Below are 11,945 nucleotides of genomic sequence, written 5' to 3' on the forward strand. Positions count from 1 at the left end.
ATCACTTTGTCTGCGGCGCTACAACCAGATTGTTGGATACGGCTCACACGAATTGCGGGTAGAAACCATTGCCTGCTGGCTGGCCCGCGTCATTGTAACAAGTCGGCATTATAGCCGGCGGTTTGTTAATAATTCCTGGCTACATCTTGAGGTATTCTCCGGTAGGACTTTGGTTGGCGTGATGCAGTGGGGATACGCCCTGAATCCTAACAGTGGCGCAAAAGTGGTCTCTGGTACAGGGAATCGTGAGTATATGGAGCTTAACCGCTTATGGCTGCATGATGACATGCCTAAAAATTCAGAGTCACGAGCGATCAGCTATGCACTGAAAACTATCAGGTTACTTTATCCTCAGGTGCGATGGGTGCAATCCTTTGCAGATGGGCGTTGTGGCGTGGTGTATCAGGCGAGTAATTTTAAATATATCGGCAGCCATTACTCGCGATTCTATGAGCTTGATGGTGAGTGGTATCACGAAATAGCCCGCAACGCGATCACGCGGGGCGGCAAGCGAGGAGAATACCTGAGGGCCAATATAGAGCGTGCAACTGTTCATCGCTTCCAGCAGTTCCGATATATCCGCTTTTTGGACAAACGCGCGAAGAAGCGCCTCAATACAAAATTATTTAAAGTGCAGCCTTATCCTAAGCCGGAAACGTTAAAACCAAGTTCATGATGTTTTAGGGACAATAAAAGCGTTACATCAGTACAGCAATTGGTATCAAATAATTTTCATTTGTGTGATTTTTGAGCGTATCAAATATTTTGCCTTTCGGTATCAAATGATTTGCCGCGCTATACTTGGCAGCGAGGATTTTCATCATGAGTAACCTAACGTCCGTATCCGCGCCAGTGGCAGCACTACAGTATCAGGTGATGTGGAACCGGCTGATTTCCGTGGTAGAGGAGCAGGCGCAAGCGCTGATCCGTACCGCGTTTGGCACCTCAACCCGAGAAGCCGGTGATTTGTCCGCCGGGGTCTTTTTGCCGGATGGGCGCATGATCGCGCAGGCGGTTACCGGCACACCGGGCCACGTCAATTCGACGGCGGAATCGGTCAAACACTTCCTGCGCGCGTTTCCGTTAGAACAGATGCGTCCGGGCGATGTGTTTTTAACCAACGATCCTTGGAAAGGCACCGGCCATCTGTACGATATGACGATGGTGACGCCGGTATTTCGTCAGGAACAGGCGGTTGGCCTGTTCGCCTCTACGCTGCACGTCGCAGATATCGGTGGCTTAGGCCCAGGACCGGATGGTCAATTGATCTATCACGAAGGGTTGTTTTTACCGCTACTGCGCTTTATCGATGGCGGCCAGATCAATCAGGTGGTGCTGGATATTATTCGCGCCAACGTGCGTGAACCGGAGCAGGTCGAAGGCGATTTACTGGCGCTGGTGGCCTGTAACGACGTCGGTGCCCGCTTCCTCAACCGCATGATGGATGAATTTGCCCTCGATTCGCTGGTGCCGGTAGGCGAGCATATTTTACAGCACTCCGAACAGGCGATGCGTGATGCGGTGCGTCAGTGGCCGCAAGGAAGCTGGAGCAATGAACTGCTGGTGGATGGTTATGATGCACCGATCCGCATTCGCGCCACGTTACACATTCGCGACGGCGAAATCGAGGTCGATTTTACCGGCACCGATCCCTATGTTCCGCAAAGCATTAACGTGGTGAAAGCCTACACCGATGCCTATACCTCGTTTGGCATTCGCTGCCTGATTGATGCCGATATTCCTAACAATGCCGGATCGTTAGGCGTGATTCGCGTTAGCGCACCGGAGGGTTCTATCGTCAATGCCCCCTACCCTGCGGCAGTGGCCGCGCGCCACATTATCGGCTAGTTGTTGCCAGATGTGGTGTTTGGTTGCCTGCGTCAGGCGCGCCCCGGCGCAGTGCCTGCCGGAGGCTCATCATCGCTGTGGAACATCCGCCTGTCGGGCGGCCACCCGATTGCGGGCTATTCCAATGAGCGATTGGTCAACGAACAGCGCTTTACCATCACCAGTTTTTCCACCGGTGGCACCGGTGGTCGCCCGACGCTGGATGGGCTTTCCACCACCTCGTTCCCCAGCGGCGTGCGCAATATCTCCATCGAAATTCTGGAAACCATGAGTCCGCTGGTGTTCTGGCGCAAAGAGTACCGACCGGATTCCGGCGGCGCAGGCCGGCAGCGCGGAGGGTTAGGGAAAGTCATCGAGATTTCCCATGGGCAGCAGGCACCGATGTTACTGGGCGCGGCGTGGGATCGCATCGTTTATCCCGCCCGTGGCGCAGAAGGCGGTGCGGACGGCGCACCGGGCAGAGTGAGTCTGGCCTCCGGCGCGTTACTGAAAGGGAAAGGCCGACAGGCGATCCCACCGGGCGAACATCTGGTGGTGGAAACGCCGGGCGGCGGCGGTTTGGGCGACGCGCGCGAACGTTCTGCGCACGCTATCGCCCAGGATGTTCGTAGCGGACTGGTCAGCGCGCAAGCTGCCAACCGTGATTACCACTACAGTGATGAAAACAAATAACGACAACGCATGACAAGGTTGAGGTGCTTATGAATTGGTTAGACTTTCGTTTAGGGAAAAAGCGTCAACAGCGTCCGGTAAAGCTAGCGGCAACGCTGGCGCTGTACGCCCTGTTAGCCACCAGCGGTGCAACCGTATACGCACAAACGCCGGAGCCACAGCGCGGCGGCACGCTGAATATCGTCTTGAACGCCGAACCGCCTACGCTGGTGGCGCTGTCCACCGTTGCTACGCCAAGCCTGAGTGTGAGTGGCAAGGTGACGGAAGGGTTGCTGAAATACGATTTCGATCTCAATCCACAGCCGCAGTTAGCCACTGCCTGGGAAGTCAGCCCTGATGGTAAAACCTATACCTTTCATCTGCGCAAGGGAGTGAAATGGCATGATGGGCAGGATTTCACCTCGGCGGATGTGGCCTATTCAATAGAATTGCTCAAGAAATATCACCCGCGCGGGGCTAGTACCTTCGCCAGCGTGACTGAGGTGAAAACGCCAGATGCCAACACGGCGGTGATTGAGCTGTCGCAGCCTGCGCCTTACCTGTTACGCGCGCTGACCGCAGCGGAATCGCCGATATTGCCCAAGCACATCTACGAGAATACCGATCCGCTTAAAAACCCGAACGGAAGCGCGCCGATCGGCACCGGCCCCTATCTGTTTAGCCAGTGGGAACGCGGTAGCCATCTGATCCTCAAGCGCAACCCTAACTATTGGGACAAAGAAAAGCCGTATGTCGATCAGATTGTGATCCGCTTTATTCCTGACGCCTCATCGCGATCGGTTGCCTTTGAAACCGGCACCGTGGATCTGGGCTATCGTTCCCCGGTGGCGCTCAGCGATCTGGATCGCCTGAAGGCGATACCAAAACTGGCGTTTGAAACCAAAGGCACCAGCTATTCCTATAACGTCTCCTCACTTCAGTTCAATCTGGATGATGAGCATTTCAAGAACCTGAAAGTGCGTCAGGCCATTGCGCATACGTTAGACAGAGAGCTGATTCGCAAAGTGGCTTATTACGGCTATGCCACGGTGACCACCTCTCCCATCGCGCCGGGGTTAAAAGATTTCCACGATCCATCCCCTTCTCCCTACGTGCTGGATATCAAACGCGCCAATCAACTGCTGGATGAGGCAGGCTATCCGCGCGATGCCAAAGGAATCCGTTTTAAAACCACGCTGGATTACAACCCGATATCTGACGGCTTGAAACCCACCGGGGAGATTGTGCGGTCTCTGGCAAAGATCGGTATTGACGTCACGCTGCGCTCACAGGATTTATCCGCCTTTGTGAAACGTGTTTATACCGATCGTGATTTCTCATTCACGTTAAACGGGCACAGTAATCTGTTCGATCCCACGGTAGGCGTACAGCGCATTTACTGGTCGAAAAATTTCCGCAAAGGGGTGCCTTTCTCCAATGCGTCTCACTACCAGAATGCCGAGGTCGATCGTTTGTTGGAAGACGCACAAACCGAAAACGATCCGGCAGTGCGTAAGCAGAAGTTTATTGAATTTCAGAAAATCGTCGGACGTGAGCTGCCGGATATCAGCTTGATTTCACCGCAGTACATCACGATTTACAATCGGCGCGTACACAATCACTCGCTCACGGCGGATGGCATTGAAAACACCCTGTCTGACGTCTGGGTGGAAGCGCAAAAGTAACAGAACAAAGGTCACGTGCTCCAGGCCGTTTGCAGAGCGCATTGCCTGGAGGAAGCGTTTCAAGAGAACAGCGCCTGCGTTTATCAACGCAGGCGTTTGATTATCGAGGGTGTTGCACAAATTCCCGGTACTTGGCTGCCAACGCTAAGAAGTCATCCACCCCGCACAGCGCCAAACTCTCTTCATCGTAATAGCTCATGCCCTCTTCCATCTCATCCATGGCGAAGGAGAGCTGATTAGCGCGAATGAGCACCTCTTCGCTGTCCAGCAACAGGGTATATTCGTGCCCGACTTTTTGCCATTGACGCTCACTGCCAGCTACATCGCTCGCCGCTTGTTCTACCCCATCAAGCAGAGCAAGCTGCTCTTTGACTTCTTCATTAAACCAGTGGCCAACGGCTTCGTGCCCCATTGACATACGCACAATAACCTGGCCTGAGACATCCCGCAAAAATTCATAATCCATGACGCCATCCTCCCACGGTAGTGCTTACTATCAAGTGTAGCGGGCCACACTGCATCTCACAGTGATAGCCTGCAAATATTGCAAGGTCGCGCAGCGCGGCGGGGATGATACCCGCTATTGCGACAAAACGCGCACGTTTCTCTGGAAGAAACCAACAATAAATACTGTGACAATAAGCCAGCCGCCTGCCCCGGCTGAAAAAAGAGATGCTTTACACTCGCCAGACACGGAATACGGCATGGAGCACGATATGGATATACCTGGCGTAGCAGCGGGCGGCGTCTCCCCGAGGGACGATCGTATTTATGAGGATTCAAAGGGAAGGCCGGTTGGCATAGCCGCGATGTTAAACCGTATCACCAACACTCTTGAGCGCCCTAAGATGACACCGTCAATGACACCGGAGGATAAACGCATGCTGGACACGCTGTTTAAGCGTTGAATCGGCCATGCAGAGGCCTACTACCTGCGTGCTCAACGGCGATCGGCCAAAAAAAAGAGCCCATATCATCATGGGCTCTGTCTTATTCATCACACACAGAAACTAGACAGCGCTTTGGAAAATCACCCCGTCCGCTTTCGCCGTATACTGATCCAGCCGATCGAAATTCAGGTAGCGATAAGTATCCTGCGCGGTTTTATCCACCTGAGCCATCGCAGCAAGATATTCATCAGGCGTCGGCAGTTTGCCCAGCAGTGATGCCACCGCCGCCAGCTCCGCAGACGCCAGATAGACATTAGCTCCAGTACCCAAGCGGTTCGGGAAGTTACGGGTAGAAGTCGACACCACCGTTGCACCATCAGCTACTCGCGCCTGGTTGCCCATGCACAAGGAGCAGCCTGGGATCTCGACGCGCGCGCCGCTCTTGCCAAACACGCTGTAATAGCCCTCTTCTGTCAGTTGCGCGGCGTCCATCTTGGTCGGCGGCGCAACCCACAGGCGCGTCGGCAGTTGGCCTTTATGCTGATTCAGCAGTTTACCCGCCGCACGGAAGTGACCGATGTTGGTCATGCAGGAGCCGATAAACACTTCGTCAATCTTCTCACCCTGCACATCCGACAGCCAGCGCGCATCGTCCGGATCGTTCGGCGCACACAGAATCGGCTCCTTGATGTCCGCCAGATCGATATCGATCACTGCGGCGTATTCCGCATCGTGATCGGCTTCCAGCAGTTGCGGATCGGCCAGCCATTTTTCCATGCCCTGCACGCGACGCTCCAGCGTACGACGATCGCCGTAGCCTTCGGCGATCATCCACTTGAGCAGCACGATGTTAGAGTTCAGGTACTCGATAATCGGGGCTTTATCCAGCTTGATGGTACACCCAGCGGCAGAACGCTCTGCTGAGGCATCGGTCAGTTCAAATGCCTGCTCCACTTTCAGATCGGGCAACCCTTCGATTTCCAGAATGCGGCCAGAGAAGATGTTCTTCTTGCCTTTCTTCTCAACGGTCAACAAGCCCTGTTTGATGGCATACAGCGGGATGGCATGCACCAGATCGCGCAGGGTAATCCCCGGTTGCATCTTGCCTTTGAAGCGCACCAGCACCGACTCCGGCATGTCCAGCGGCATCACGCCCGTGGCGGCAGCAAACGCCACCAGTCCGGAGCCTGCCGGGAAGGAGATACCGATCGGGAAACGGGTATGGGAGTCACCGCCAGTGCCTACGGTATCCGGCAGCAACATGCGGTTGAGCCAGGAGTGGATAACGCCATCGCCTGGACGCAGGGAAACACCGCCACGGTTCATGATAAAGTCCGGCAGCGTGTGATGCGTGGTGACGTCAACCGGCTTCGGATAGGCGGCCGTGTGACAGAACGACTGCATCACCAGGTCAGCGGAGAAGCCAAGGCAGGCCAGATCTTTCAGTTCGTCACGGGTCATCGGACCGGTGGTGTCCTGAGAACCGACGGAGGTCATCTTGGGTTCACAATACTGATCCGGACGAATCCCGGCAACGCCACAGGCGCGGCCCACCATCTTCTGCGCCAGCGAGAAGCCGCGCGTACTCTGCACCACATCCTTCGCCTGACGGAAGACATCGCTCGCCGGAAGGCCCAGCGCTTCACGCGCTTTGGTGGTCAGACCGCGACCAATGATCAGCGGAATACGACCGCCCGCACGCACTTCATCGAGCAGTACGTCGGTTTTCAATGCAAACGTTGCCAGCACAGTATCGCTGTCGTGCAGGCGAACTTCACCTTTGTAGGGGTAGATGTCGATCACATCGCCCATGTTTAATTCGTTCACATCGACTTCGATCGGCAACGCGCCCGCATCTTCCATGGTGTTGAAGAAGATAGGCGCAATTTTGCCGCCCAGCACCACACCACCACCTCGCTTGTTCGGCACGTGCGGGATGTCTTCCCCCATAAACCACAGCACCGAGTTGGTGGCGGATTTACGCGAAGAACCGGTTCCCACCACGTCACCCACGTAGGCCAGCGGGTATCCTTTCTGGCTGAGCGCTTCGATCTGTTTGATCGGGCCAACGGCACCGGGTTGATCCGGCGTAATGCCATCGCGGGCGTTTTTCAACATCGCCAACGCATGCAGCGGGATATCAGGGCGAGACCAGGCATCGGGTGCTGGAGAGAGGTCATCGGTATTGGTTTCACCGGTGACTTTGAAAACGGTGACGGTAATTTTCTCTGCCAGTTTAGGGCGAGACAGGAACCATTCGGCATCAGCCCAGGATTGCACCACGCGTTTGGCGTGTACGTTACCGGCTTTGGCTTTCTCTTCCACATCGTAGAAGTTATCGAACATCAGCAGTGTATGCGACAGAGCATCGGCAGCGATGGGAGCCAGTGCCTCATTGTCCAGCGCTTCAATCAGCGGATGAATGTTGTAACCGCCTTGCATGGTGCCAAGCAGTTCAACGGCTTTTTCCGGGCTGACCAACGGAGAATGGGCTTCCCCTTTCGCGACAGCCGCCAGAAAACCGGCTTTAACATAGGCGGCTTCGTCAACGCCCGGCGGCACGCGGTTTACCAGCAGATCCAGCAACACCTCTTCTTCGCCAACAGGCGGTTTCTTCAGCGCATCGACCAGCGCTGCCATCTGTGAAGCGTCTAACGGCTTAGGTACGATGCCCTGTGCAGCCCGGTCGGCCACGTGCTTGCGATATTCTTCTAGCACGATTCTCTCCTCGCTCTCATTGTCTTCGTTATGTCCTGCGCTCTCGCTCCCGGTTGTGATGTCCATACCCGGTTACGCGTCAGGCGATGTGTCCTCCGCCTGTGAAAATGTAGGGTGGCGTACCTGGCAGTAAGATCGTCATGCACTCCAGCATATCAATTTTTGAACGTTTTGTTAATTCCGTTTACATAAAAGCAACATAAATAACTCAACATTGCCTGGCCGCGCAAAAGCACACGCCCTGTAGACCATGATGGGAATAAACGTTTTTCTTGAGCATACCACGAGCGCCCCTCATCGACATATCCCCCGCGCGCAATTGGGGTTTACATTGGGTAACTTTCAACAATTTCAGTTTGTTATACTGCCCTCGACCTATAAAAAAGACGTATGTAAGAATTCCCGTATCTTGCCGTAGCTTAACATCACCAGGGGTTGGAAAATGGATAGGTATCATCATGTCTTTTTTACGCAATATGACCATCAGAAAGGTGCTGCTGATGGTGTTGACGCTGTTTCTTTTGCTGTGGGGGGGGGGGGGGTGGCGTGGTTTACGCTCTCCGCCCTTAATCAGGCAACGCACTATTTGATCGTGGGTAACACCCAGGTGAAAGGACTGAACACGCTGACCAAAGGCGCAAACCAATCCATGAACACCGCAATCCGCCTGAATCAGGTGGTAACGCTAATGCAAAGCGGCAAATTGACCGATGTCGATGCCACGCTGGCGCAAGCTGTTGACGAATACAAAAGTTGACGAATACAAAAACAGTGCCGCCAGTCTGGAGGCCTTCAAAGTCATGCCTCACCCGCAGGTTGCGCAGCAAACGGTCGATGAAACCGTGCAAAACTGGCAGAACGTCCTGCAACAGGGTCTGCAACCGATGATGAGCGCGCTGCAAGAGAAGAAGTTTGCTGAATATCGGCGCGTATTCCGCGATGATTTTCATCCGTTGAATGATAAAGTTTATTGCTGCCGTCAATGGCTATCAGGCAGTCGCCGCCGATAACCAGACGGTGCAAACCATCGATCGTTTGGTGTCATGGTGCAAAAACATCCTGATGGTAGCACTGTTGGCTGGCGCGGTGATTCTGTTGCTCACCGATCGCTATCTGGTCAGCTGCGTCATCAAGCCCCTCACCGCGATCCGCCACCACTTCCGCACCCTGACCGAAGGCAAGCTAGAGAAGAATCTGAATGGCTTTGGCCGCAACGATGCCGGGCAGTTAGTGCCCTATTTACGGGAAATGCAGGACAGCCTGAAGGCGACCGTCATTGCCATTCGCGGCAGCGCCGATGCCATCTACGTGGGGACGTCAGAGATCTATGCGGGCAATAACGATCTCTCCAGTCGTACCGAGCAGCAGGCGGCAGCACTGCAACAAACGGCGGCCAGCATGGAACAGCTGGGCACCACGCTCAAGCACAACACCGACAATGTCCATCAGGCTACGCGCCTGGCAGAAAAAGCCACCGGCGTGGCGAAACAGGGCTGGGAAATGGGCAAAGAGTTGGGTGGCATTATGGGCAGCATCGCCGCCAGCTCGCATAAAATCACTGACATCACCAGCATGATCAATAGCATCGCGTTCCAGACCAACATTCTCGCGCTGAACGCGGCGGTCGAAGCGGCGCGCGCCGGCGAGCAAGGACGCGGGTTTGCCGTGGTTGCCAGTGAAGTGCGCAATCTGGCGCAAAAAAGCGCGCAGGCCGCCAAAGATATCGAAACCCTGATTGCCGAATCCGTTGAGCGCGTCGATGCCGGTGCGCGTCACGTAACCCGCACCGGCGATGTGATGGATAGCATTATTGAGGCCATCGGTCAGGTAAATGCGTTAATCGAAGAGATTGCCACCGCGTCCGATGAACAAAGTCAGGGCATTCATCAGGTAAGTCAGGCGATTAATGATATCGATGGCGTTACGCAACAAAACGCCGCGTTGGTGCAACAATCCGCTGCCGCAGCGGCTTCACTGGAAGAACAAGCACGCCAGCTCACGCAGGCGGTGGCGATTTTCCAAGTCAACGATGTACCACGCTATCAGGAACAGGCAGCGGCGTTTATTCCGCGTCTGGCGGCCTCTTCCTGAGCAATTGACGGTGGAGACAGCGGGCGTTGCACACGGCCGGTATGCGTTACGCAGGCGAACGTTATCCATAAGAGAAAGTATTGTATGCTATCCTTGCGCGAGGGCGAGGATAATACAAAAGGATACTTAACGTGAATCTGCCGGATACCATGAGTGCAACACCGCTGTATAAACAGCTCGAAGAAGCGCTGAAAGAGGCAATTCTCAGCGGTGAATTTCCGCCCGGACAACAAATCCCGACCGAAAACGATTTGAGCACCAGTTGGAATGTCAGCCGCGTAACGGTACGCAAAGCGCTGGATGCGTTGACCCGTGAGAAGCTGCTGACCCGTGTATCGGGTAAAGGCACCTTTGTATCGGAAGAGAAATTTCAGCGCAGCATGACGGGCATCATGAGCTTTAGCGAACTGTGCCGTTCGCAGGGACGCCGACCCGGCGCACGCACCATCAAATCCGTTTTCGAACCCGCCAGTAAAGAGATTCGTGAGCGCTTTGGCATGAGCAAAGAGGAAAAAGCGGTGGTGCTGGAGCGCATTCGCTATGCTGACGATGTGCCCGTTTCACTGGAAACCGTGTGGTTTCCACCGCGTTTTGCCTTCCTGATTAACGAAGATCTCAACAATAACTCGCTGTATGACGTCCTGCGCCAACACCACGGCCTGTGGTTTACCCACTCCAGCAAAGTGATCGAACTGGTGTACGCCAATTTCGATGTCGCACACTACCTTGGCGTCGCAGAGCGCCATCCGCTCATCTCGATCAAGAGTGAAATGGTGGACAACCACCGCGATATCTCGTGCATTTCCCACCAATTAGTGGTCGGTGACAAGCTGCGCTTCACGGTGTAATCACTTTTTCTTTCTGTTCATCGCGCCCTGTTACGGCTTAAATCGGGATCCGCATCGCGGCTCCCGATTTTTTATTGCTGCGTGTATTGCCATAAATGTATCCAAATGTAATACAAATAAAACAATATATTTAGATACATTGAAGATTCAATGTGCAAGACATGACGTAATAGAGCCAATGTCGGCAGCGACAGAAGAGTAAAAGTTATTATTATTCAACATATTATTAGCGACATCGTGGCCAGCAAAGCGGAGAAAGGGGGCGTTAAGCACGTTTACTACGTCGCCTGCGGGGGGCTCTTATGCAGCGTTTTATCCGGCAAAAGCCTTTATTGAGAAAGAGGCAAAAACGGTGTCTGTCGGGCTGTATAACAGCGGAGAGTTTATCCATAACCCGCCGGTAGCACTGGGTGAAAATGCCATCGTCGTCGTAGCGTCTCACAAGGGAAATACGCCGGAAACCATTCAGGCGGCAGCGTTGGCGCAAAGCCGTGGCGTGCCGGTTATCGGGTTAACCTGGGTAACGGATTCTCCACTGGTGGCTCACTGCGATTTTGTTGAAAGCTACAGCTTTGGCGATGGCAAAGATATCGCGCAGGAGAAAACGCTGAAAGGGCTGATCAGCGCCGTGGAGATCCTGCACCAGACCGAAGGCTATGTCGCTTATGATGATTTCCAGGATGGTCTGAGCAAAATCAACCGCATTGTTTATCGTGCCTGCGAACACCTGAGCAAACGGGCTGCGGCCTTCGCTCAGGAATATAAAGATGACAAGGTGATTTATACCATGGCCAGCGGAGCCGGTTACGGCGCGGCCTATTTGCAAAGCATCTGTATTTTTATGGAAATGCAATGGATCCACTCCGCGTGTATTCATAGCGGCGAATTTTTCCACGGTCCTTTTGAAATTACCGATGCCAACACCCCCTTCTTCTTCCAGTTTTCCGAAGGCAGCACGCGCGCCGTCGATGAGCGCGCCCTCAACTTTCTGAAAAAATATGGCCGTCGGATAGAAGTAGTGGATGCGAAAGAATTGGGCCTCTCCACCATCAAACCCAGCGTGATTGATTATTTTAACCACTCACTGTTTAACCCGTCATTCCGCACCTGATTTTTCTTTTTTCGGGACTTGACGGTATTCTGAAGTTCTGAATTTATTACTGCTTTTTGCAGACCAATCAGCATGAGTACTCCCCACGTTACCATCCGTAACC

The 11,945-nt window shown here is 54.0% G+C and carries 8 protein-coding genes and 3 pseudogenes; 9 read left to right on the forward strand and 2 right to left on the reverse strand.

The window, feature by feature from the left end; translation table 11 throughout:
- Positions 1 to 10: 10 nt before the first annotated feature.
- The 3 genes and pseudogenes from ACTBDZ_RS10260 (at position 11) to ACTBDZ_RS10270 (ending at position 4,184) form a co-directional block, all read left to right on the forward strand.
- Positions 11 to 676: a protein mom gene (locus tag ACTBDZ_RS10260; RefSeq protein ID WP_438815236.1), complete on the forward strand. Its 666-nt coding sequence runs from the start codon at positions 11 to 13 to the stop codon at positions 674 to 676.
- A 146-nt stretch (positions 677 to 822) separates the two neighbouring features.
- A pseudogene (locus ACTBDZ_RS10265) lies at positions 823 to 2,520 on the forward strand (hydantoinase B/oxoprolinase family protein).
- 29 nt (positions 2,521 to 2,549) lie between these two features.
- The gene (locus ACTBDZ_RS10270; protein WP_438815230.1) at positions 2,550 to 4,184 is read left to right on the forward strand and encodes an ABC transporter substrate-binding protein; all 1,635 of its coding nucleotides are present in this window, start codon (positions 2,550 to 2,552) and stop codon (positions 4,182 to 4,184) included.
- A gap of 100 nt (positions 4,185 to 4,284) precedes the next feature.
- On the opposite strand, the gene yacL is transcribed toward ACTBDZ_RS10270, so the two are convergent.
- Complete coding sequence (gene yacL, locus ACTBDZ_RS10275) at positions 4,285 to 4,650, reverse strand: protein YacL (protein ID WP_438815231.1); 366 nt, start codon at positions 4,648 to 4,650, stop codon at positions 4,285 to 4,287.
- Between the two features lie 250 nt (positions 4,651 to 4,900).
- Between yacL and ACTBDZ_RS10280 the strand changes: the two genes are divergently transcribed.
- Positions 4,901 to 5,092, forward strand: a complete 192-nt coding sequence (locus ACTBDZ_RS10280; RefSeq protein WP_438815232.1) for a hypothetical protein — start codon at positions 4,901 to 4,903, stop codon at positions 5,090 to 5,092.
- 102 nt (positions 5,093 to 5,194) lie between these two features.
- Here ACTBDZ_RS10280 and acnB read toward each other — a convergent pair whose 3' ends face one another.
- Positions 5,195 to 7,792 (reverse strand): bifunctional aconitate hydratase 2/2-methylisocitrate dehydratase, encoded by a 2,598-nt coding sequence (gene acnB / locus ACTBDZ_RS10285; protein WP_438815233.1) that lies wholly within the window; start codon positions 7,790 to 7,792, stop codon positions 5,195 to 5,197.
- A 442-nt stretch (positions 7,793 to 8,234) separates the two neighbouring features.
- Between acnB and ACTBDZ_RS10290 the strand changes: the two genes are divergently transcribed.
- The 5 genes and pseudogenes from ACTBDZ_RS10290 to fraB all read left to right on the forward strand — a co-directional run bounded on the left by ACTBDZ_RS10290 (position 8,235) and on the right by fraB (position 11,842).
- A complete protein-coding gene (locus ACTBDZ_RS10290) occupies positions 8,235 to 8,549 on the forward strand; it encodes a hypothetical protein (RefSeq protein WP_438815234.1) in 315 nt (104 codons plus the stop codon).
- Complete coding sequence (locus tag ACTBDZ_RS10295) at positions 8,530 to 8,802, forward strand: Tar ligand binding domain-containing protein (RefSeq protein WP_438815235.1); 273 nt, start codon at positions 8,530 to 8,532, stop codon at positions 8,800 to 8,802. Before ACTBDZ_RS10290 ends, ACTBDZ_RS10295 begins: the two co-directional genes overlap by 20 nt.
- Before the next feature lie 493 nt (positions 8,803 to 9,295).
- Positions 9,296 to 9,883: pseudogene (locus tag ACTBDZ_RS10300) on the forward strand (methyl-accepting chemotaxis protein); the annotation flags it as partial.
- 149 nt (positions 9,884 to 10,032) lie between these two features.
- The gene (locus ACTBDZ_RS10305) at positions 10,033 to 10,731 is read left to right on the forward strand and encodes a GntR family transcriptional regulator (protein WP_438815237.1); all 699 of its coding nucleotides are present in this window, start codon (positions 10,033 to 10,035) and stop codon (positions 10,729 to 10,731) included.
- A 207-nt stretch (positions 10,732 to 10,938) separates the two neighbouring features.
- Positions 10,939 to 11,842 (forward strand): annotated as a pseudogene (gene fraB, locus ACTBDZ_RS10310) (6-phosphofructose-aspartate deglycase).
- Positions 11,843 to 11,945 lie beyond the last annotated feature (103 nt).

Origin of the sequence: Symbiopectobacterium sp. (assembly GCF_051710365.1) — a bacterium.
In the GTDB taxonomy this organism is placed as follows: domain Bacteria; phylum Pseudomonadota; class Gammaproteobacteria; order Enterobacterales; family Enterobacteriaceae; genus Symbiopectobacterium.

Excerpts from the sequence above, each read along its gene's own strand:
- ACTBDZ_RS10270 (WP_438815230.1), top strand. The coding sequence starts at position 2,550 with ATGAATTGGTTAGACTTTCGTTTAGGGAAAAAGCGTCAACAGCGTCCG.
- ACTBDZ_RS10280 (WP_438815232.1), top strand. The coding sequence starts at position 4,901 with ATGGATATACCTGGCGTAGCAGCGGGCGGCGTCTCCCCGAGGGACGAT.
- yacL (WP_438815231.1), bottom strand. The coding sequence starts at position 4,650 with ATGGATTATGAATTTTTGCGGGATGTCTCAGGCCAGGTTATTGTGCGT.
- ACTBDZ_RS10305 (WP_438815237.1), top strand. The coding sequence starts at position 10,033 with ATGAGTGCAACACCGCTGTATAAACAGCTCGAAGAAGCGCTGAAAGAG.
- ACTBDZ_RS10290 (WP_438815234.1), top strand. The coding sequence starts at position 8,235 with ATGGATAGGTATCATCATGTCTTTTTTACGCAATATGACCATCAGAAA.